General features: G+C 57.9%; 20 protein-coding genes. 10 read left to right on the top strand and 10 right to left on the bottom strand.

Annotated features, from left to right (window positions below):
- Together ABR39_RS19890 and ABR39_RS19885 are read left to right on the top strand one after the other, a co-directional pair.
- Complete coding sequence (locus ABR39_RS19890) at positions 1-2,982, top strand: virulence factor SrfB (protein WP_047348346.1); 2,982 nt, start codon at positions 1-3, stop codon at positions 2,980-2,982.
- Complete coding sequence (locus ABR39_RS19885; RefSeq protein ID WP_047348345.1) at positions 2,979-5,156, top strand: virulence factor SrfC family protein; 2,178 nt, start codon at positions 2,979-2,981, stop codon at positions 5,154-5,156. The genes ABR39_RS19890 and ABR39_RS19885 overlap by 4 nt, the downstream gene beginning before the upstream one ends.
- Before the next feature lie 38 nt (positions 5,157-5,194).
- On the opposite strand, the gene ABR39_RS19880 is transcribed toward ABR39_RS19885, so the two are convergent.
- Both ABR39_RS19880 and ABR39_RS24260 read right to left on the bottom strand, forming a co-directional pair.
- Entirely contained in the window at positions 5,195-5,977 is a 783-nt protein-coding gene (locus ABR39_RS19880) for an alpha/beta fold hydrolase (protein WP_047348344.1), read from the bottom strand.
- A gap of 86 nt (positions 5,978-6,063) precedes the next feature.
- On the bottom strand, positions 6,064-6,237 hold the full coding sequence (locus ABR39_RS24260; RefSeq protein WP_003856960.1) for a GhoT/OrtT family toxin: 174 nt from the start codon (positions 6,235-6,237) through the stop codon (positions 6,064-6,066).
- Positions 6,238-6,481: 244 nt separating this feature from the next.
- On the opposite strand from ABR39_RS24260, the gene ABR39_RS19875 reads away from it, so the two are divergent.
- Genes ABR39_RS19875 through ABR39_RS19865 form a run of 3 tightly spaced genes read left to right on the top strand, consistent with a single transcriptional unit; the run spans position 6,482 to position 7,376 of the window.
- The gene (locus tag ABR39_RS19875; RefSeq protein ID WP_047349055.1) at positions 6,482-6,808 is read left to right on the top strand and encodes a DUF1971 domain-containing protein; all 327 of its coding nucleotides are present in this window, start codon (positions 6,482-6,484) and stop codon (positions 6,806-6,808) included.
- A 27-nt stretch (positions 6,809-6,835) separates the two neighbouring features.
- Positions 6,836-7,189, top strand: coding sequence for a DUF1971 domain-containing protein (locus ABR39_RS19870; RefSeq protein ID WP_047348343.1), 354 nt, complete (start codon positions 6,836-6,838; stop codon positions 7,187-7,189).
- Positions 7,190-7,193: 4 nt separating this feature from the next.
- Entirely contained in the window at positions 7,194-7,376 is a 183-nt protein-coding gene (locus ABR39_RS19865) for a DUF1869 domain-containing protein (protein WP_047348342.1), read from the top strand.
- Positions 7,377-7,413: 37 nt separating this feature from the next.
- Here ABR39_RS19865 and patD read toward each other — a convergent pair whose 3' ends face one another.
- From patD to ABR39_RS19830, 7 genes are all read right to left on the bottom strand, one after another.
- Entirely contained in the window at positions 7,414-8,838 is a 1,425-nt protein-coding gene (gene patD, locus ABR39_RS19860) for an aminobutyraldehyde dehydrogenase (protein WP_047348341.1), read from the bottom strand.
- A gap of 24 nt (positions 8,839-8,862) precedes the next feature.
- Positions 8,863-9,669, bottom strand: a complete 807-nt coding sequence (locus ABR39_RS19855; RefSeq protein WP_008501291.1) for an ABC transporter permease — start codon at positions 9,667-9,669, stop codon at positions 8,863-8,865.
- Positions 9,659-10,597, bottom strand: a complete 939-nt coding sequence (locus ABR39_RS19850; RefSeq protein WP_430748984.1) for an ABC transporter permease — start codon at positions 10,595-10,597, stop codon at positions 9,659-9,661. Before ABR39_RS19850 ends, ABR39_RS19855 begins: the two co-directional genes overlap by 11 nt.
- 7 nt (positions 10,598-10,604) lie before the next feature.
- On the bottom strand, positions 10,605-11,618 hold the full coding sequence (locus ABR39_RS19845) for an ABC transporter ATP-binding protein (protein ID WP_047348339.1): 1,014 nt from the start codon (positions 11,616-11,618) through the stop codon (positions 10,605-10,607).
- 17 nt (positions 11,619-11,635) lie between these two features.
- The gene (gene ydcS, locus ABR39_RS19840) at positions 11,636-12,781 is read right to left on the bottom strand and encodes a putative ABC transporter substrate-binding protein YdcS (protein WP_047348338.1); all 1,146 of its coding nucleotides are present in this window, start codon (positions 12,779-12,781) and stop codon (positions 11,636-11,638) included.
- A 272-nt stretch (positions 12,782-13,053) separates the two neighbouring features.
- Positions 13,054-14,463, bottom strand: coding sequence for a PLP-dependent aminotransferase family protein (locus ABR39_RS19835; RefSeq protein WP_047348337.1), 1,410 nt, complete (start codon positions 14,461-14,463; stop codon positions 13,054-13,056).
- Between the two features lie 82 nt (positions 14,464-14,545).
- A complete protein-coding gene (locus tag ABR39_RS19830; RefSeq protein WP_047348336.1) occupies positions 14,546-14,734 on the bottom strand; it encodes a hypothetical protein in 189 nt (62 codons plus the stop codon).
- Positions 14,735-15,125: 391 nt separating this feature from the next.
- On the opposite strand from ABR39_RS19830, the gene ABR39_RS19825 reads away from it, so the two are divergent.
- The 4 genes from ABR39_RS19825 (at position 15,126) to hslJ (ending at position 18,233) form a co-directional block, all read left to right on the top strand.
- Entirely contained in the window at positions 15,126-16,526 is a 1,401-nt protein-coding gene (locus ABR39_RS19825; RefSeq protein ID WP_047348335.1) for a cytochrome ubiquinol oxidase subunit I, read from the top strand.
- The gene (cydB, locus tag ABR39_RS19820; RefSeq protein ID WP_047348334.1) at positions 16,526-17,536 is read left to right on the top strand and encodes a cytochrome d ubiquinol oxidase subunit II; all 1,011 of its coding nucleotides are present in this window, start codon (positions 16,526-16,528) and stop codon (positions 17,534-17,536) included. The genes ABR39_RS19825 and cydB overlap by 1 nt, the downstream gene beginning before the upstream one ends.
- Entirely contained in the window at positions 17,536-17,664 is a 129-nt protein-coding gene (locus ABR39_RS24255) for a DUF2474 domain-containing protein (RefSeq protein ID WP_008501283.1), read from the top strand. Before cydB ends, ABR39_RS24255 begins: the two co-directional genes overlap by 1 nt.
- Positions 17,665-17,795: 131 nt before the next feature.
- A complete protein-coding gene (gene hslJ, locus ABR39_RS19815; RefSeq protein ID WP_047348333.1) occupies positions 17,796-18,233 on the top strand; it encodes a heat shock protein HslJ in 438 nt (145 codons plus the stop codon).
- Here the strand turns inward: hslJ and ABR39_RS19810 are convergent, their stop codons facing one another.
- Positions 18,234-18,500 (bottom strand): putative hemolysin, encoded by a 267-nt coding sequence (locus tag ABR39_RS19810; RefSeq protein WP_047349054.1) that lies wholly within the window; start codon positions 18,498-18,500, stop codon positions 18,234-18,236.
- Between the two features lie 272 nt (positions 18,501-18,772).
- On the opposite strand from ABR39_RS19810, the gene nifJ reads away from it, so the two are divergent.
- Positions 18,773-22,297 (top strand): pyruvate:ferredoxin (flavodoxin) oxidoreductase, encoded by a 3,525-nt coding sequence (nifJ, locus tag ABR39_RS19805; protein WP_047348332.1) that lies wholly within the window; start codon positions 18,773-18,775, stop codon positions 22,295-22,297.
- The last annotated feature ends 18 nt before the right edge of the window (positions 22,298-22,315 follow it).

Raw genomic sequence — 22,315 nt, 5'->3', positions numbered from 1 at the left:
ATGCTGGTAAATCTTTGCGACTATAAACAAAGCGTCACGCTTATCGCTAACAGCGGCGTGCAGTTCCTTGATTTCGGTCTGACGCCGCAGGACACCGCCAGCCACGGGCGCTTCGTACGTAAAACCGCGAACGGCCCGCTTTTGCGACTCGATTTCGACCTGGTCAACGGGCGCTACACCCTGCCGGGAACGAACGGCGGGCAGCCTGAAGTGGTCAAACCGGAAACCACCATCCCGCTACATCAGTCGCTGGCGGGGCTCGATGGCGTCTGGCTTCCGGTTCCGTTCCTGCGCTTCAACCCGCCGCGGACCTTTGTTGAAGGCCCGGATAACTGGGCCCGCGTTCAGGTGCGCAAGCTTGAAACACCCGACGCGGCAGGCAATACGCACCGCGTGACCCTCGCGCTTGACAGCCAGATTGCCGAACATGCCACGTCCGCCCTGTCCCCGGTCGAAAACGATATTCTGAACGGCACCCGCTTCGCGCTGGCCTGGCGAGACAATGAGGTTGAAAGCTTCCTTGACCAGACCTGGATTGACGGCTGGCTGCGCGAGGCTTTTACCCAGTACGCCGACGGCGTTGAGAACCGCTCGGAACGCGATCTCCAGCAGGCGATGCGCAGTTTTGAGTATCAGGCCCACTGGCTCAACGTGCTGACCATGCTCGGCGAGCAGCTCACCGTGCCGGAAGTGAAATTTGTTACCCATACGCTCAGCACGCCTGCCATTCCGGTCGACCTGATCCTCGACGTGGGCAATACCCACACCTGCGGCGTCATTATTGAAGACCACGGCGATGCGAACGATGGGCTGCGCCAGACCGCCGAACTGCAGGTACGCTCATTAAGCGAGCCGCAGTTCCTGAACGAGCCGCTGTTCACCAGCCGCCTCGAGTTTTCCGAAGCGCGTTTTGGCAAGCAGCACTTCTCGGTTGAAAGCGGTCGCGAAGATGCCTTTGTCTGGCCGTCGATTGTCCGCGTCGGCGATGAAGCCCGCAAGCTGGCGATGCAGCGTCTGGGTACCGAAGGCAACAGCGGTATCTCCAGCCCGCGTCGCTACCTGTGGGATGAAACGCCGGTGGTACAGGACTGGCGCTTTAGCCAGATGAACAGCAAAACTCAGCGTGAGCCGCTTGCCACCGCGTTTCCGCTGATGAACCTGATGAACGATGACGGTGAGCCGCTCTTCACGCTGCCGCAGGACGAGCGGCTGCCGGTCTTCTCGCCGCAGTACAGCCGCAGCACGCTGATGACGCACATGCTGTGCGAGCTGCTGGCTCAGGCCCTGGGGCAGATCAACAGCGTCGCCACGCGCCTGCGTCTCGGCTTCCCGGCGTCTCCACGCCAGCTGCGCACCCTGATCCTGACGCTGCCCTCCGCCATGCCAAAGCAGGAGCGCGAGATTTTCCGTCGCCGCATGTTCGAAGCCATCGCTATCGTCTGGAAAGCGATGGGCTGGCACCCGCAGGATGAGGATTTTGTCACCCGCAAGCAGCAGGATAAGAGCGTGGTGCCGGTGCCTGAAATTCAGATGGAGTGGGATGAAGCCAGCTGCGGTCAGCTGGTCTGGCTGTATAACGAAGCGATCTCCCGCTTTGGCGGCCAGACGGAAGCCTTCTTCGCCTCCCTTGCCCGCCCGGACCGCGCCCCTGAGCCGGGTGTTCAGCCGGGACGCGCATTGCGCGTTGCCTCCATCGACATCGGCGGCGGCACAACGGACATGGCGATCACCCACTATCAGCTGGACGACGGCTCCGGGAATAACGTCAAAATTACCCCGCAGCTGCTGTTCCGCGAAGGCTTTAAGGTGGCGGGCGACGACACGCTTCTCGACGTGATCCAGCGCTACGTGCTGCCCGCCCTGCAAACGCAGCTGCAGAAATCCGGTATCGCGGACGCCTCGCTGCTGATGGCTTCACTGTTCGGCGACTCCGGGCGCATTGATACCCAGGCCGTACTCCGCCAGCAGACGGCACTTCAGCTCTTTATGCCGATTGGCCATGCCATTCTTGCCGCGTGGGAGTCAAGCGACGTTGACGATCCGCTGGCCGGTCTGCATGCCACCTTTGGCGATCTCCTGGCGCAGAAACCGACCCGCAACGTAATGAATTACCTGCAGCAGGCGATCGATCACGCGCTGCCTGCGGGTTCAGACGCTTTTGACCTCTTCGCCGTGCCGCTGCACGTCAATTTCCGCGAAATGCAGGATGCGATGCTGGCCGGGCAGTTTACGCTGGCCTCACCGCTCCATGCGGTGTGTGAGGCAATTTCACATTACAGCTGCGATATTCTGCTGATCACCGGTCGCCCTGGCTGCCTGCCCGGCGTTCAGGCGCTCATTCGCCATCTGCAGCCGGTGCCGGTCAACCGCATCGTCTGGCTGGATAAATATCAGGTGCACGAGTGGTATCCGTTCAGCCAGCAGGGGCGCATTGGCAACCCGAAATCGACGGCAGCCGTGGGGGCCATGCTCTGCAGCCTGGCGCTCGACCTGCGCCTGCCGCGCTTCAACTTTAAAGCCGCGGACATTGGCGCGTATTCAACCGTGCGCTATCTGGGCGTGCTGGATAACACCGTCAACACCCTGCGCGAGGAAAACGTCTGGTATCAGGATATCGATCTCGATAAGCCTGGCGCGAAGCTCGACGCGCGTCTGCACTTCCCGCTGCGCGGTAACGTCACCCTCGGCTTCCGCCAGCTGGCGAACGCGCGCTGGCCCGCCACGCCGCTCTACACGCTCAGCATTAACTCGGCTGAACTGGCGAAAGCGATTGCCGGCGATGGCGTGCTGAACGTGCGCCTCAAGCTCTGCGGCGGCAGCAAGCAGGAAGGTCCGGAGGCCTTCGAGCTGAGCGATGCCTGGCTGCAGGACGGCACGCCGGTGGCTCCTGACGCATTAACCTTCAAACTGAATACTCTGGCCGATCGCCGACACAGCGGCAGCCATTACTGGATCGACAGCGGGAGCGTATACCTGAAATGACAGCGACGACGACCACCACTCAGGCCTTAATCGGGTGGATTAATGAGACGCGGCTGAACGCCCCTGTGCTGGATAACGATGCCGACGCCCTGCTTGCCCGCATCAACGCGGCGCAGGCGCGGGAGCAGGCTATTGAACGCGCCATGACCCGCCAGAGCAGCATCGGGCTTTACGGCCATTCGCAGAGCGCGAAAGCGCACCTGTTGTTGTCTCTGTGCGGCAGCGGCAATGGACGCCTGAACGTGACGCCGGGCCAGCGCACGTTTGACTATTTTTCGCATATCAATCCGGGACATGCCCTGACTAACATGGCCGTCCGCTTCACCCGGGAAAACCCGGCGGTGGCCGATGAGGCGTTCCCGCTGCGCCTGAGCCTGGTCACCGAGGCCGAGCTGGTGCAGCTGTTTATTGCCCGCACGACGCTGCATCCGCAGATGCGCGCGGTGGATAAGGCGGTCATTGAAACGCGTCTGGAAAAATGGCGCGGCCTGCGCCAGCCTCAGGGCGTACCCGGCATCACGGCTCAGGAAGTCGGCGCGATTGCCCGCTTCTGGCAGAGCACGGTGCCCGCCGCCAAACAGCAAATTGACGATGCCCTGTGGCATGCGTTTGCCCAGCTGGTGCCTTCGCTCGATCTCAGCACCCGGGCCAGCGTCTGGTCGCTGCTGTGGGGCGAGCAGCAGGAGCTGACCCAGCAGTGGTTAAGCCTGGCCCACGTGCTGCATCAGACCAGCCACGCCAGCGAGCTTGCCGCCCCGCTCAGCCTGCTGGTGGACAGCTTTGGTCTGCCGGGTGAAGGGTTCCTGACGCACGACGGCACGCCGGCCCTTCAGGACGCGCAGGAGACGCTGCTTCATCCGCTGAATAACGGTGAGATGCTCAACGCCATCAGCGTTCCCGTCGATGTGCTTGCCTTCCTGACCCGCGAGCTGGTGCTGCCGGTTGAGAACGGCGCGCTGGATAACGTCGATATTATAGATATCCCGGTTTTCGAAGATAACCGTGCCGACCCGCTGCGCCAGGCAAAATCCCAGTGGCTACTCGAGCACTACCGTCAACAGCTGCAGCCGGATGTGCTGGTCATTTGCAATGCAACGGCGCACCACGAACAGACGGCTAAAAAAGCAAAAGTGTTGATGAACTGGGTTAAAGAGACGCAGCCTGCTGAAGACTCTGCCCTGCCGGGCCTGGTATGGGCGATTACCCCGCACGACGCCCGCTTTACCACCCGGCAGAATCTTGATGAAGCCGTACAGCATCTGCTCGGGAAACCGGGTTTACGCTGGGGCACGCTGCAGGCGCTGGACAGCCACAGCATGCAGCGCGTCATCGAGTGGCTGTCTCAGGCCACGCTCCCCGCGCAGCGAATAAAGCGTCTCAGCACGCTGAAAAACGCGCTGCGGCAGGAACTCTCGTCGCTGATGCAAAGCTATCTGGCACCGCTGGTTGAAGAGCCGGGTACCCGACGCACTCAGGCAGAGAGCATGGTGCGTACGCTGCAAAGCAGCGCCGCCCGCCACGGCGAGCTGCTTGATGGCCTGCTGCCGCCGCTAAAAGCCTTTGAAACGCTGCTGGCCGTTCAGCAGCCGCGCGAGGAACAGGTTAACGGGCTGTTTACGGATAGCATTGACCTGTTTGCCGATAGCACCCAGGAAAGCGCCGGACTGTTCCAGACAAAAGACAAAGCGCGTATGGCGCACAGAGTATGGATAAACCATCTGCGTCAGTGGAGCCGCAATGAGGCCACGGCCGCCCGTCTTGGGCTGGAACCCGCGGTGTTACAGCAAATCGCGGATGTTCTGGTCGTCACCAGCTACCGGCTGGATCTGCCTCAGCAGCTTCAGCGTATTGTCGAAGCGGACAAAAGCAGCGCTGCACAGCTGCATGCCGTAATGGGTAACTTCATTGGCTGGCTGGGTTACGACCAGACGCCCGCGGCGACGCGTCCGGCAAGCCGCATCCGCAAGGGACAGCCAATCTTCATTACGCCAGTGGTCAGCAGCGCCGAGCCCCGCCTGACGCGCCTGGGGGAACAGCCCGTGCACGCGGCCACCGCGTACGTTTACGACTGGCTGGTCGCGCTCTATAGCCGAGCGATAGAGAACATTGATTACCAGCACCCGCATGATGTCCAGCCTGGTGCGCGTCAGGCGTTGCACGCGTTATTGCGTTGATTAGCCTTTCTTGCCGGGTAGCGCTGCGCTTACCCGGCCTACATTCTGATTTTTTGGCCCGCAGCAGTGCGGGCCATACAGTCCGCTAGCGTCTGCGCCAGCGCAGAAGGGTTTTCCCACGACATTGAGTGCCCCGCCGCAGGGATAATTTTCACCGCAACGCCCTTCTGCTTCAGATTATCCACGTCGTCATCAGGCAGCGACAGCTCGCCGAAAATCAACGTCACCGGGCACGGGAGTGACAGGAATTGCGCCTCCCAGTCTGGCTCAACGCCTTCCACCAGACTCGATGCACCGCGCCAGACTGCATAAGGGGCATTGCTCTGCAGGCACCCCGCCCACGCCGTGGTTTCTGCCCGCAGCATGGCGTCATAACCCTGCTCCAGAAACTGTTGCTCGGTGTGTGCCGCAATAGACCGGCTGAACATGCCCCCGCCCGCGTGAAAATTAGGTTCTGACACCATCAGTCCCTTAACGCGGTTGCCCAGCAGCCCCGCCGTTTCGATAGCAATACTGCCGCCCATGCTGTGACCATAAAGCCATAAGGCATCAAGCTTGAGATGGTTAATCAGCTCAACGACGACGCGGGCCTGGTCAGTTGTTCGGTAGGAGTAATGCAGAGGTTTGTCGCTGTAACCGCTGCCGGGTAGATCGATGAGAATGGCTCTGCGCGCGCTAAAAAGAGGGTCACAAACGACACGGGGATATTCATAGGAAGCGGCGCAGCCCAGACCGTGAATGAACACCACGGGATCGCCGGTGCCGGGCAAATCATGCCAGCGCACGGTGCAGCCGGCCTGCTGCGAGTAAAAACTGTTCATAAGCACTCCTTTTATGACTCACTGTGTATTTATACAGTCATCACATCCGGAATGCTACGTTCATTTTTTAAAACGGGAAGCGTGCTTCAGAAAAGCGAGATCAGCAGCGCAACGGGAAAGCTCATTGGCCAGGTTGATCCCACCAGAAAAGCGCTGAGCAGGCGGATACGTTTGCGGTCTTTGGAGAGGAACCAGGTAATTAATGCGCAGATGGAAGCCATGATTGCGTAAAAAACCAACATCTTTTGATACAACGTCATTCTTGATACCAGAGCCGAAAAAATAACCGCACGCAATATGCGTCATATGTTGATACAGATCAAGTTTTTTCGTTACACGATAACCACTTAAATATTATGGCTAATAACAACTGAGTATCTTGCGTAACAAGCCGGGAGAGCGGGTAATAACTATTATTGATAAGATGCATTTAAAATGCACTTTTTGATAAATGCTGTTTCCTGAAAAGGCGTCTAATAAAGGCAGACATTCATGGGAGGCAATATGCTACGCATTCCGCCGAGTTGTATTCATACCCGCTCCACCCCTTTCTGGAATAAAAGCACCGCACCTGCCGGGATCTTTCAGCGTCATCTCGACACGGGTACCCGTCCGGGCGTTTATCCTCGCCTGACCGTCATGCAGGGTGCCGTACGTTACTTAGGCTATGCCGATGAATTGACTCCCGAGCCTGACAGCACGTTGATTATAAAGGCTGGCCACTTCGGCGTTTTTCCGCCTGAGAAATGGCACCACATCGAAGTGATGTCCGATGACACGCTGTTCAACATCGACTTTTTCGTCGAACCCGAGGTACTGAGGTCGCTTTAAGTGGCTTGCACTTACGAGGAAACCATTATGCTACGTATTCCTGAGAATTTTGTTCATACCCGCTCCACGCCATTCTGGAACAAAGACACGGCACCAAAAGCCCTTTTCACCCATCATAATACGAAAGCCAGCGTCTACGGCCGTTTGTCCGTGATGCAGGGCGCCGTGCGCTATTTTGGCTTCCCGGATGGAGACGCGACAGAACCGGATCTGGAACTGGTGATCGAAGCCGGATCGTTTGGCATCTCACCGCCGCAAAAATGGCACCGCATTGAGTTATTGACCGACGATACGTATTTCAATATCGACTTTTTTGCCGACCCTGACGTTACGCTTCAGGGCGCAGGTATCGGAAAAGTGGTTAATACACATAAGGAGTAACAGCGTGGGTAAAGCAACGTACACCGTGACCGTGACCAACAACAGCAACGGCGTCTCGGTGGACTATGAAACAGACGCCCCAATGGAGTTGCTCATCCCGGACGTGGCCGCAGACGTAGTGAAGGATCTGGTGAATACCGTTCGCGCTTATGACACGGAAAATGAGCACGAGGTTTGTGGCTGGTAAGAAAACGCCCGGCGGTACTGGCCGCCGGGCATGATTCTTAGTGTTTTATCATCACATGCCGGACAACCGTATAGTCCTCAAGCCCATATACCGACATATCCTTTCCGTAGCCGGACAATTTCATGCCGCCGTGCGGCATTTCGCTCACCAGCATAAAATGGGTATTCACCCAGGTGCAGCCGTACTGCAGGCGCGCGCTCAGACGATGGGCGCGGCCCACGTCTTTCGTCCAGACCGACGATGCCAATCCGTACTGTGAATCGTTCGCCCAGGCCAGCACCTGCGCCTCGTCGTCAAACTCGGTGACGCTCACCACCGGGCCAAACACCTCGCGCTGAACGATGGCATCGTCCTGTTTTGCCCCCGCCAGCAGGGTTGGCTGGAAGTAGTAGCCCGCCCCCTCTTTTTTGCTCCCGCCAGTGACAACGCGGATATGGCCGAGCGCTTTTGCCTCGTCGACCGCCTGACAGACGCGTGAAAGATGGGCCGCCGAGCTGAGCGGTCCCAGTTCGGTATTCCCATCCTCCGGGGCGCCCATTTTGAGGCTGGCTACCGCTGCGCCCAGTTTTTCCACCAGTTGGGCATAAATCCCCTTCTGGGCATAAATACGGCAGGCCGCCGTACAGTCCTGCCCGGCATTGTAGAAACCAAACGTCCTCACGCCTTCGACAACCGCATCCAGATCGGCATCATCAAACACGATAACCGGCGCTTTTCCGCCCAGCTCCATGTGGGTACGTTTAATGGAGGACGCCGTATGGCCGATGATATGTTCCCCGGTCGCAATCGAACCGGTCAGCGAGACCATGCGGACCTTTTCATGCCCGGTCAGCGGATCGCCTACCGTCTTACCCCGTCCGAACAGCACGTTCAGCACGCCCGCAGGGAAGATATCCTTTGCCAGCTCCGCCAGCTTCAGCGCCGTCAGCGGCGTAATTTCGGAGGGTTTGATCACCACGCAGTTTCCGGCGGCCAGCGCGGGTGCGAGCTTCCACGCGGCCATCATCAGCGGGTAGTTCCACGGCGCGATAGAAGCAATCACGCCCACCGGGTCACGACGGATCATTGACGTGTGGCCATCAAGGTACTCTCCGGCGGCCAGCCCGTTCAGGCAGCGGGCCGCCCCGGCAAAGAAGCGGAAAACGTCGACCACCGCCGGAATTTCGTCCCCGAGGGCGCAATGCAGCGGCTTGCCGCAGTTGAGAGACTCAAGCCGGGCAAACTCTTCACCCTGCGCCACAATGGCGTCGGCCAGCTTCAGCAGGCACTCAGCGCGCGCTTTGGGCGTGGTCTGCCCCCAGTCGATAAAAGCCTGGTCAGCGGCCTCTACCGCCGCGTTGACCTGGGCCGGCGAGGCTTCAGCAATTTCCAGCAGTACCTCTCCGGTGGCCGGATTATAAACCGGCTGTTTCTCGCCTTCTCCGGCAACCAGTTCACCCTTAATCAGCAGATGTGTTTGCATAGCATTGTCCTGTTGAAATCAATGTTATTTCCCGCTACCGGCAATATTTTCGCCGTCGCGGGTTAGCCACCAGGCTCCCAGAATGGGGATGGTTGTCACCAGCATCACCAGCAGTGCAACGACGTTAGTGACCGGCACGTCGCGCGGACGCCCGAGCTGGTTGAGCAACCACAGCGGTAACGTGCGCTCGTGTCCCGCCGTGAACGTTGTGACGATTATCTCGTCAAACGACAGGGCAAACGCCAGCATTCCCCCGGCCAGCAGCGCTGAACCCAGATTGGGCAGCACGACATAGCGGAAGGTTTGCCAGCCGTCGGCCCCGAGATCCATCGACGCTTCCACCAGGCTCCAGGAAGTGCGTCTGAACCGGGCAATCACGTTGTTAAACACCACCACCACGCAAAAGGTGGCGTGTCCCACCACGATGGTGAAAAAGCCCGGCTCAAGGTTGATGGTTTTGAATGCGGTCAGCAGCGCCAGGCCGGTGATGATCCCCGGTAATGCAATCGGCAACAGCAGCAGCAGTGAGATCGCATTCTTGCCAAAAAACTCGCTTCGCCACAGCGCCGCTGCAGCAAGCGTGCCAAGCACAAGGGCTATCGCGGTGGAGAGCGCGGCAATTTGAAGTGACAACGTCACGGATTCGATAATGTCCCCACGCCCCGCCGCCACGCTAAACCACTTCAGCGTCAGCCCCTGCGGCGGAAAGCTGAAGGCGGCATCTTCGGTATTAAAAGCATAGGTTGCGATAATCAGCAGCGGGAAGTGCAGGAAGATAACCCCTCCCCACGCTGCCACTTTCAGGAACAATGGTGCGCGTTCAGAGTGCATCGAATGCTCCCAGGCGCTTCACGAACGCCAGATAGAGAGAAATCAGCACGATGGGAACCAGCGTGAACGCGGCGGCCATCGGCATATTGCCGATAGCCCCCTGCTGGGAATAAACCATATTGCCGATGAAATAGCCCGGCGGCCCCACCAGCTGGGGAACAATGAAATCCCCCAGCGTCAGGGAAAAGGTGAATATCGAGCCCGCCGCAATGCCTGGGATCGCCAGCGGCAGAACGACGTAGCGAAAGGTCTGTCGGGGTCGTGCGCCAAGGTCGGCAGAGGCCTGCAGTAAAGAAGCCGGCAGGCGCTCCAGCGCCGCCTGGACAGGCAGGATCATAAACGGCAGCCAGATGTAGACGAAGACCAGAAACCGCCCCAGCCCTGAGGTGGACAAGGTGTTGCCGCCAATCGCCGGGAGCGTAAGGAGCGAGGTCAGGATCGGCTCCAGCCCCATGTGGCTGAGAAACCATTGCGCCACGCCGTCCTTCGCCAGCAGCAGCGTCCAGGCGTAGGCTTTGACGATGTAGCTCGCCCACATCGGAAGCATCACGGCGATATAGAAGAACGCTTTCCACTTGCCGCGGGTGTATCGCGCCATGTACCAGGCCATCGGGAACGCCAGGATGGCGCTGGCGATGGTCACCGCAATAGCCATGGTTAACGTGCGCAGGATGATGTCGTAGTTTGCCGGGTTAAAGAGCGCCTGAATGTTCGCCAGGGTCAGGTCCGGCGTGACCGCCATGGTGAAGTCGTCAAAGGTGTAAAACCCCTGCCACAGCAGGGTCAGCAGCGATCCTAAATAGACGATGCCGAACCACATCAGCGGTGCAAGCAGAAGCAGGAACAACCCGAGCGACGGCCTACGCCAGAACAGTGCCGTCAGGCGGCTCAGTTGGCTGCGAGAGGCGGGAGGATGCGCAACGCTCATATCCATTTCACCTCTCCTCGTGAAGGCGGATCATCGCCTCGCGCGACCACGACGCCATGACGACCTGCCCCGGCGCAACGCCGCTCAGCGGCGAGGCGTCACTGAGGTTGGCCTGGCTCACCAGCAGTTTTGCGCCATTGTCGAGTTTCAGCTCCAGACGCGTGGCGGCGCCCTGGTACTGAACGGCCTGCACGCATCCCTGAACCTGAACTTCACCGCTCTCGTTAAGGCGAATATGTTCCGGGCGCAGCGAATAAGCGCCCTCCATGCCGCACAGTTTCTGCGCAAGGGCCGCGTCAAAAACGTTGGACGTGCCGACAAAACCGGCGACAAACGGCGTGCGCGGCCGCATGTAGAGATCGCGCGGGGTATCCACCTGCTCGATGCGACCGTTATTGAACACCGCCACCCGGTCGGACATGGAAAGGGCTTCACCCTGGTCATGGGTGACGAAAATAAAGGTGATGCCGAGTTCCTGCTGAAGTTTCTTCAGCTCGAACTGCATCTGCTCACGCAGTTTGAGATCGAGCGCACCTAAGGGCTCGTCCAGCAGCAGCACGCGCGGCTCATTGACCAGCGCTCGGGCGATGGCGACGCGCTGGCGCTGGCCGCCGGAAAGTTGCGACGGTTTGCGGGCGACGGCAAAGCTCAGGCCCACTTTTTCCAGGGCGTCACGAGCCTGCGCATGGCGTTTTTTCTTATCGATGCCTTTTACCATCAGCCCGTAGGCGACGTTATCGAGGATCGACATATGCGGGAACAGCGCGTAGTCCTGGAACACGGTGTTCACGTCCCGCTCCCAGGGCGGCAGTTCGCTCGCCTCTTTGCCGAAGATAGAAATCGTGCCGCCTGACAGCTGTTCAAAACCGGCGATCAGGCGCAGGCAGGTGGTTTTGCCGGAGCCCGAAGGCCCCAGCATGGAGAAAAATTCTCCGTCACGGATCGCAATGGTGACCCCATCCACCGCCCGCACGTCACCGTACAGGCGGGAAACATTATTAAACTCTACCGCGTACGTCATGTTCTGCTCCCGGGCGATTAACGGCCACCCATGATGGCGATGTAATCCTGCGTCCAGCGGCTGTAAGGCACAAATTTGCCGCCTTCTGCGATAGGGGTTTTCCAGAACATGATTTTGTCGAACTCATTATAGCCGTTTGTTTCGCAGCCTTTATCCCCCAGCAGCGTGCTGGCCTTACACCCTTCCGGGACGACGGGCAGCGAGCCAAACCAGGCGGCCAGATCGCCCTGCACTTTTGGCGTGAGCGACCAGTTCATCCACTTGTAGGCGCACATCGGGTGTTTTGCCTGCGCGTGCAGCATGGTGGTGTCCGCCCAGCCGGTTACTCCCTCTTTCGGGAAGACGGTGGCAACGGGCTGGTTTTCGGCCTTCAGGGCATTCGCCTGATATGGCCAGGCGCTGGAGGCCACGACGCCTTCATTTTTGAAGTCGCTCATCTGAACGGTGGTGTCGTGCCAGTAGCGGTGGATCAGGGCATGCTGATCGCGAAGCACCTTAAGCACGGCGGCATACTGTTCTTCAGTGAGCTGGTACGGGTCTTTGATCCCCAGCTGAGGTTGAGTGGCTTTGACAAACAGCGCCGCATCGGCGATGTAAATCGGGCCGTCATAGGCCTGAACGCGTCCCTGATTGGTTTTACCGTCCGGAAGATCCTGTTTGGTAAAGACCACGCTCCAGCTGTCCGGCGGCGTCGGGAAGGTTTTGGTGTTGTACATCAGCAGGTTTGGCCCCCACTGGTACGGCGTGCCGTAGACTTTACCGCCGACGTTAAACCATTCACCTTTCACTATCCGAGCATCGAGGGTTTTCCAGTTGGGGATGAGATCGGGGTTAATCGGCTGAACGCGTTTACCCATGATCAGGCGGAGCGACGCATCACCCGACGCGGTGACCAGGTCGTATCCCCCTTTCGCCATCAGGCTGACCATTTCATCCGACGTGGCCGCCGTTTTGACGTTGACCGCGCAACCGGTCTCTTTTTCAAACTGGGTGACCCAGTCATAGTTTTTATCCGTCTGCCCCCGCTCGATGTATCCCGGCCAGGCAATAATATCCAGCCGTCCTTCCCCGTCGCCAATGGCCTTCGGCGGTTCTGCGGCTTGCGCTGTCATGATAGTCATGCCGAGCGCACACAGGCTGCTGCGGGCAAATTTTTTGCTCATAAGAATTACTCCTGTCGCAATGAAATTTAGCGGCAGCCGTGCCGTAAAAATATCTCCCTAATTAAACGTAGACCGCGCAAATGCGCCGCACCGTGCGGCTTAAGGAAATTTCATCAAGGTGTGACCGAGGGCGCATTCCCCGTTAACTGGATTATAGACAAGGAGTTAGCCGCGAGAGACGGTATGCAGATTTCCTATGATACGGCACCTCGAAATATTCACAGTGCCGTCATCAGGATAAGAAATGATTATTTAATTGCGGGCGAGGAAAATTATTCCAGCATGCTGCTAATTAATTTCCCTAACTGAATGACCGCCTGCTCTTCCCGCTCTCCCCAGGCCCACGAGGTATTAAAACGAAAGAACGGCGTCCACGCGTCCGAGGTGGAAAACATCTTTCCGGGAGCAATGCTGATGTGGTGCATTAAGGCCTTTTCGCTCAGAAGTCCCGCATCCAGCGGTGCCGGAAGTTCCAGCCATAAAAAGTAGCCGCTGTCGTTATGATGAATTTTGACGCCGGCAGGCATATGGCGCAGAAGTGACTGCCAGGCCTGCTGCTTTCGCTCGGCCAGGGTTCGTCGCAGGCGGCGAAGATGGGCGTCGTAGCGCCTGGTCGCCAGGTAATCCACCAGCGCCAGCTGCATGGGAGAGCTGGTTGAGAGCGTGCTCATCAGCTGCAGCTGCTGAATGCGCCGCGCGTGTTTTCCCGCCGCGACCCACCCGATGCGAAAACCGGCCACCAGACATTTTGAAAAGGACGAGCAGTGGAGCGTCATGTCCTGACGATCCCAGGCTTTCGCCGGTAGCGGCTTTTCACGCCCAAAATAGAGTTCGCTGTAGACATCATCTTCAATCAGCGGGACGTTGTGCTGCGTTAACAGCGCGACAAGCTGCGCTTTTTTCTCCGCGCTCAGCGTGAAGCCAAGCGGGTTTTGGCTGTTGGTCATGATCCAGCAGGCTTTGACCGGATACTCATTCAGCGCCTGTTCCAGGGCGTTGAGATCGATCCCCTCGCGGACGTCCGTTGCAATCGACAAGGCTTTGAGCTTCAGGCGTTCCAGCGCCTGCAGCGCACCGTAGAAACAGGGGTTTTCTACAATCACCCAGTCGCCGGGCTCGGTTACCGCCTGCAGGCTGAGATTGAGCGCTTCGAGCGCGCCGGCGGTGATCACGATCTCTTCTGGGGAGATATTCATTCCCTGCTGCGCGTATCGGCGGGCAATGGCGTGACGGAGATCGACGTTACCCGGCGGCAGGTTTTCAATCACGCTCATCGCCGTCGCGGTTTTGCTTACGTTTGCCAGCGAGCGGTTGAGCTGCTGAAGCGGGAAAAGCCGAGGGTCGGGAAACGCGGAAGCAAAAGGAACAACGGAGGGGTCGCGGCTGGCCTGTAAGACCTCGAAGATGTAGGTATTGATATCCACCGCTTCGTCACGCATCACCTGAGCGGGTGGCGCAGGCTGTTGTGCGGTCGGGCGCGAGGCAACGTAATAGCCCGACTGCGGTCTGGCGACAATGCGCCCCTGACTTTCCAGCATCTGATACGCGTGGCCAACGGTCATAAAACTCATGCCGCTGCTCGCCACCTGCTCTCGCAGGGAAGGCAGCTTATCGCCCGGCAGCCATACGCCAAGCTCAATCTGCGAGATAATTTGTTGCGCCAGACGCTGGTATTTTTTCATCAGATTCTCCTTATGACTGACAGTGTATATCAGCAGGAGAAAAAGAGAAGATTTAGCTAACTGTTATAGTTTTGAAAATGAATTACTTACGGTACTCGGTGATGTGGCTTTGCGCCTGACGCGCAGCGGCCAGGTGGTCGAGCGTAATCATCGACGATTTGCAAAAGATGCATTTCGCGCCGAGCGGGTTTTTCTCAGACACATCAAAGACTGAGGTACGGTACTGCGAGCCATGACAGCACGGGCAGCGAAAATGGATGTAAGAAGTCATAGGATTCTCCTGAAACGTAAAACGTAAATTACTAATGGGCCGATTGGGCAATAATGGTTTTAAACAAAACTAATCGGAAAGTAGATAAAGACCCAAGAGAGGCTGCGGAGAGGCACAACGTGATGAGAACTGCTTTATAAAACTACGTCAGATATTTATTTGGACTCAAAACCAGAAGACCATTAACGCACGGCGCTGACGACAAGGCAAGCAGTTTTATGCGTAAAATTCATAAAAAGAGTATTTTTATTCCCTAACCCCGACGTATATCAGATGCCTAGAGCAGGGTTTTTACACCAACTGTTATGTTTAAAAATCGCTTTTCTGCGTCTGATAGTCTGATTTTCGCCCCTATACCATAACAGCACACCGTTTGACATTGAGGCTGTGCATGTTTGGTTTAGATGCTTTTCACCTTGCGCGGATACAGTTTGCGTTTACCGTATCCTTTCACATTATTTTCCCGGCCATCACCATCGGCCTGGCAAGCTACCTTGCCGTGCTCGAAGGCCTGTGGCTGAAAACAAAAAATCCGGTCTGGCGCTCGCTGTACCATTTCTGGTCGAAGATTTTTGCCGTTAACTTTGGCATGGGCGTGGTCTCCGGGCTGGTAATGGCCTACCAGTTTGGCACCAACTGGAGTGGTTTTTCGCAGTTTGCCGGCAGCATTACCGGCCCGCTGCTGACCTATGAAGTGCTTACCGCCTTCTTCCTCGAAGCCGGGTTCCTCGGCGTGATGCTGTTCGGCTGGAATAAGGTCGGGCCGGGACTGCACTTCTTTTCCACCTGCATGGTGGCGCTGGGCACCATTATCTCCACCTTCTGGATCCTCTCTTCGAACAGCTGGATGCAAACCCCGCAGGGCTATGAGATCGTCAACGGTCAAGTGGTACCGGTGGACTGGTTCGCCGTGGTGTTTAACCCCTCCTTCCCTTACCGCCTGCTGCATATGTCGATAGCCGCGTTCCTGAGCAGCGCCCTGTTTGTTGGCGCATCTGCAGCATGGCACCTGCTGCGCGGGAATAATACCCCTGCGATCCGCGCAATGTTTTCAATGGCGCTGTGGATGACGCTGATCGTCGCGCCCATCCAGGCCATGGTGGGCGATATGCACGGGCTGAACACCTTGAAGCACCAGCCCGCGAAAATTGCCGCCATCGAAGGGCACTGGGAAAATCCGCCGGGCGAGCCTACCCCGCTGCTGCTGTTTGGCTGGCCGGATATGGAACAGGAGCGCACCCGCTTTGGGCTGGAGATCCCGGCGCTGGGGAGCCTTATCCTGACCCACAGCCTGGAAAAACAGGTTCCGGCACTCAAAGAGTTTCCGAAGGAAGATCGCCCTAACTCCACCATCGTCTTCTGGTCATTCCGCATTATGGCGGGCCTGGGCATGCTGATGCTGCTGCTTGGCGTAACCGCACTCTGGCTGCGCTATAAAAAGCGCGTTTATTCTTCCCGCCCTTTCCTGTGGTTTGCACTGCTGATGGGGCCCTCCGGGCTGATTGCGATTCTGGCCGGATGGATCACCACCGAAGTGGGCCGCCAGCCGTGGGTGGTCTACGGACTTCAGCGAACGAAGGATGCGGTTTCTGCCCATGGCGATCTGCATATGAGCGTGAGCCTGCTGGCCTTCTTTGTCGTTTACACCTCGGTATTCGGCGTGGGTTACAGCTACATGGTGCGCCTCATCCGAAAAGGCCCGCAGCCGCATGAATCTTTCGCCACCGAGTCCGACGGACGTCCGGCGCGCCCGCTTTCTGCCGTCACCGCTGAACATAAGGAGCTGCCATAATGGGTATCGATCTTTCCATTATCTGGTTTGTCATCATCGTCTTCGCCACGCTGATGTATATCGTGATGGACGGTTTTGATCTGGGGATAGGTATTCTGTTCCCGGCAACGCAAAACACCGACGATCGCGACGTGATGGTCAATAGCGTTGCGCCGGTCTGGGACGGAAATGAAACCTGGCTGGTGCTTGGCGGAGCCGCCCTCTTCGGCGCATTCCCGCTGGCCTATGCGGTGATCGTTGATGCCCTGACCATTCCGCTGACGTTAATGCTGATCGGACTTATATTCCGCGGCGTGGCGTTTGAGTTTCGCTTTAAAGCCACGCCGGCCCACCGCCCCTTCTGGGATAAGGCGTTTATAGGCGGTTCCATTCTGGCAACGTTTACCCAGGGCGTGACGGTGGGGGCCGTCATTAACGGCTTTACCGTCACCGGCCGGGCCTATACCGGCGGGCCCTTTGACTGGTTTACCGCGTTTAATCTGTTTTGCGGCGCAGGTCTGGTGGTGGCCTATGCGCTGTTAGGCTCTACGTGGCTGGTGATGAAAAGCGAAAACGCGCTGCAGCAGCGGATGCGCGAGGTCTCGAAAACGCTGTTACTCGTGCTGCTGGCGTTTATTGCGGCGATCAGCCTCTGGACGCCGCTTGCACACCCGGACATCGCTGCGCGCTGGTTTACGCTACCGAATCTGTTTTATCTGCTGCCTGTCCCGGCCTTGGTGGTGATTTTTAGCCTGTACCAGTGGCGCTGCCTGAACAATCCCGACAGCCATAGCCGACCGTTTATCCTCACGCTGGGGCTGATTTTCCTCGGCTTTAGCGGGCTTGGGATCAGCATCTGGCCGCACATCATTCCGCCGTCGATCACCCTGTGGCAGGCCGCCGCGCCGACGCAAAGCCAGGGCTTTATGCTGGTGGGCGCGCTGTTGATCATTCCCGTTATTCTGGTCTACACCTTCTGGAGCTACTACGTATTTCGCGGCAAAGTTCAGCATGGGGAGGGATATCACTGATGCAACAACCGGTCTGGAAAAGATTACTCTGGCTGGCCATTATCTGGGGTGGCAGCGTACTGGCGCTGGCGGCTGTCAGCATGCTCTTCCGTATGCTGATGACGGCGGCAGGGTTTAAATCGCATTAACCTTAATTACGGGCAGCCGCTGCGTTGCCCGGCACCTCCCCCCCCGCACTTTCAGATAAACCCCATTAACGCACCGCGGAGTATCGTTACACTGGAAAAAGATTCACAGTATTTATAGTTTGAGAAGAAAAATGAAAAAGCTCATTGCGATAAGTGTTATTAGTCTTGTCCTTACCGGCTGCGTTAATCCGGGCAAAGCCTCCGTACAGCCGGAGCAACTGAAAAACCACCGCTTTGTGCTGGAAAATGTGAACGGTAAGGCCGTGAAGACCGCGACAGCGCAGCCTGAGATCGGTTTTAGCGCGCTGCCAGATATCAGCCTGGTTAATAACATCAGCGTGTCTGGTGCGATGTGTAACCGCTTTAACGGACAGGGGAAATTGTCCGAAGGCGAGCTTAAGGTGAAAACGCTGGCCATGACGCGCAAGCTCTGTACTGAACCGCAGCTGAATGAGCTGGATCAGGCCATCGGCGACATGCTGCGCAACGGGGCGCAGGTCGACCTGACAGAAGACCAGTTAACGCTGGCGACAGCCGATAAAACGCTGATGTTTAAGCGCGCAGACTAATCAGTAGTTACCGCAGCTTCCAACGGCAAGCGACTGTTCACTGCAGCGTTTGCCGTTTGGCAAGGCGCACATCCCGATAGCAGAACCATCAAGCTGGCGGGCAACCGACAGCGAACCGCCAATCATCGCGCAGTTAGCCTGACCGGAACTGGACATCGCCGCCTTCATTCCCGGCGCCACGTGGGCTGCCGTTGCCTGCTGGACAGGTTCATTGCTACATGCCGACAACAATAATGCGGCACACCCTACCAAAAATGCTGAGCGCATGCTCTCTCCCCCATGAATAATGCGAAACCTATGCATAATAGGCATCACATCCCGCGTCGTCGAGAGCGGAAGTGCGTATTTATGCGTTCCTGAAACAATTTCTCGCAATTTTTTCGCCAAAAGTTTGATCTACTCATTGATGGCGAGAATACCGAGGACACAAAAGCGAAAATCGAAAAATCACCCGTTTGCTAGAATACACAGATAATATTCAGGGTTTGTTGCCGTAATACAGACCCCTATTTTTTTGCGCAATGTAAGGGTGTTGTCCTATGCAAACTATTGACGGTAATGGTGCGGTTGCCTCAGTCGCGTTTCGCACCAGTGAAGTTATCGCCATCTACCCGATTACGCCGAGCTCTACCATGGCTGAGCAGGCGGATGCCTGGGCGGGTAACGGGTTAAAAAACGTCTGGGGCGATGTCCCGAGAGTGGTTGAAATGCAGTCCGAGGCCGGTGCGATTGCCACGGTACACGGTGCGCTTCAGACAGGCGCGCTGTCCACGTCGTTTACCTCTTCTCAGGGATTGTTGTTAATGATCCCTACGCTGTACAAGCTCGCCGGTCAGCTGACTCCCTTCGTTCTGCACGTCGCCGCGCGTACCGTTGCCACCCACGCGCTCTCGATATTTGGCGATCACTCTGACGTGATGGCCGTGCGCCAGACCGGTTGCGCGATGCTGTGCGCCAGCAGCGTTCAGGAAGCCCAGGACTTTGCCTTAATTTCGCATATCGCCACGCTCAAAAGCCGGGTTCCTTTTATTCACTTCTTTGATGGTTTCCGCACCTCTCACGAAATCAACAAAATTGTCCCGCTGGCTGACGATACTATCCTGAACCTGCTGCCGCAGGCAGAGATCGACGCCCATCGCGCCCGGGCTCTTAACCCGGAACATCCGGTTATTCGCGGAACGTCGGCCAATCCGGATACCTATTTCCAGTCCCGCGAGGCCACGAACCCGTGGTACAACGCGGTTTACGACCATGTTGAACAGGCGATGAACGACTTTGCCGCTGCGACCGGCCGGGAATATAAGCCGTTTGAATACTACGGCCATCCGCAGGCGGAACGGGTGATTGTGCTGATGGGTTCAGCCATCGGCACCTGTGAAGAGGTGGTTGACGAATTGCTGACGCGCGGAGAAAAGGTCGGCGTACTTAAAGTGCGTCTCTATCGTCCGTTCTCGGCTAAACATCTGCTTTCCGTTTTACCTGAAAGCGCCCGCGCGGTGGCGGTGCTTGACCGTACCAAAGAGCCGGGCGCGCAGGCGGAACCTCTGTATCTGGATGTGATGACCTCCCTGGCAGAAGCCTTTAATAATGGCGAACGTGAGACGCTGCCGCGCACCATCGGGGGTCGCTACGGTTTGTCCTCCAAGGAGTTTGGACCGGACTGCGTGCTGGCGGTATTTAACGAGCTAAGCGAGGCGAAGCCCAAGCCGCGCTTCACCGTCGGCATTTATGATGATGTGACCAACCTCTCCCTGGCCTTGCCGGAAAACACTCTGCCGTCGACCGCTAAACTTGAGGCGCTGTTCTATGGTCTGGGCAGCGACGGTAGTGTCTCCGCGACCAAGAACAACATCAAAATCATCGGCAACTCAACGCCGTGGTACGCCCAGGGTTACTTCGTTTATGACTCTAAAAAAGCCGGCGGCCTGACCGTTTCCCACCTGCGCGTTAGCGAACAGCCTATCCGCTCCGCCTATCTTATTTCTCAGGCTGATTTTGTTGGCTGCCACCAGCTGCAGTTTATCGATAAATACCAGATGGCTGAGCGCCTGAAACCCGGCGGTATTTTCCTCCTCAATACCCCATACAGCGCTGATGAAGTCTGGGCGCGCCTGCCGCAGGAAGTTCAGGCGGTGTTAAACCAGAAAAAAGCCCGTTTCTATGTTGTTAACGCCGCGAAAATTGCCCGTGAATGCGGCCTGGCAGCGCGTATCAACACCGTTATGCAAATGGCCTTCTTCCACCTGACCAACATCCTGCCGGGCGACAGCGCGCTGGTGGAACTGCAGGGCGCGATTGCCAAAAGCTACAGCAGCAAGGGGCAGGAGCTGGTCGAGCGCAACTGGCAGGCACTGGCGCTGGCGCGCGAGTCGCTGTTCGAGGTGCCTCTGCAGCCGGTCAATGGCGCTAGCCCGAACCGTCCTCCGGTGGTGTCCGATGAGGCGCCTGATTTCGTGAAGACCGTGACGGCGGCCATGCTCGCCGGTCTGGGTGACGCCCTGCCCGTCTCTGCGCTACCGCCGGATGGGACATGGCCGATGGGCACCACCCGCTGGGAAAAACGCAACATCGCCGAAGCGATCCCCATCTGGAAAGAAGAGCTGTGTACCCAATGTAACCACTGCGTGGCGGCCTGCCCGCACTCTGCCATTCGCGCCAAAGTGGTTTCGCCAGAAGAGATGGAAGCCGCGCCGGCCAGCCTGCATTCGCTGGATGTGAAGTCCCGCGATATGCGCGGACAGAAATACGTTCTGCAGGTCGCGCCGGAGGACTGCACCGGCTGTAACCTGTGCGTCGAAGTCTGTCCGGCGAAAGACCGGCAGAATCCGGAGATCAAAGCCATCAATATGATGTCGCGTCTGGAGCACGTAGAGGAGGAGAAGGTCAACTATGACTTCTTCCTGAATCTGCCGGAAATCGATCGCAGCAAACTGGAGCGTATTGATATTCGTACGTCACAGCTGATCACGCCGCTGTTTGAGTACTCCGGTGCCTGCTCCGGGTGCGGTGAAACGCCGTATATCAAGCTGCTGACCCAGCTGTACGGTGACCGGATGTTGATTGCCAACGCAACCGGCTGCTCCTCAATTTATGGCGGCAATCTCCCCTCCACCCCCTACACCACCGACGCCAACGGTCGCGGTCCGGCGTGGGCAAACTCGCTGTTCGAGGATAACGCCGAATTCGGTCTCGGCTTCCGACTGACCGTCGACCAGCATCGGGCGCGCGTGATGCGCCTGCTGGAACAGTTTGCCGGGCAGATCCCAGCCGAGCTCAATGACGCCCTTCACGCGGACGCAACGCCAGAAGTACGTCGTGAGCAGGTTGCTGAGCTGCGTCAGGCGCTTCAGGGCGTGGCGGGTGCTGAACAGCTGCTGACCGACGCGGACGCCCTGGTCGAAAAATCGATCTGGCTGATTGGCGGTGACGGCTGGGCCTACGACATCGGCTTCGGCGGTCTGGATCACGTGTTGAGCCTAACCGAAAACGTCAACATCCTGGTTCTCGATACGCAGTGTTATTCCAACACCGGCGGTCAGGCGTCAAAAGCCACGCCGTTAGGCGCCGTGACCAAATTCGGTGAACACGGTAAACGGAAGGCGCGCAAGGATCTCGGCGTGAGCATGATGATGTACGGTCACGTCTACGTCGCGCAAATCTCGCTGGGGGCACAGCTTAACCAGACGGTGAAAGCGATTCAGGAAGCGGAAGCCTATCCTGGACCGTCGCTGATCATCGCCTACAGCCCTTGTGAAGAGCATGGCTACGACCTGGCGCTCAGCCACGATCAGATGCGTCAGCTGACGGCGACCGGCTTCTGGCCGCTGTACCGGTTCGATCCGCGCCGTGCGGATGAGGGTAAATTACCGCTGGCGCTGGATTCGCGTCCGCCGTCTGATGCCCTGGCCGAGACGTTAATGCAGGAGCAGCGCTTCCGTCGCCTTAACGCGCAGCAGCCGGAAGTGGCTGAGCAGCTATGGAAAGACGCGGCGGCCGATCTGCAAAAACGCTACGATTTCCTGGCACAGTTGGCGGGTAAAGCCGAAAAATCAACCAGCGACTAACTTCCCTGCCCGGCTTGT

Source organism: Enterobacter genomosp. O (assembly GCF_001022965.1).
Classification (GTDB): domain Bacteria; phylum Pseudomonadota; class Gammaproteobacteria; order Enterobacterales; family Enterobacteriaceae; genus Enterobacter; species Enterobacter cloacae_L.
Note: the sequence above shows the minus strand (reverse complement) of the source record. Positions and strands in the feature narration are given on the sequence as shown.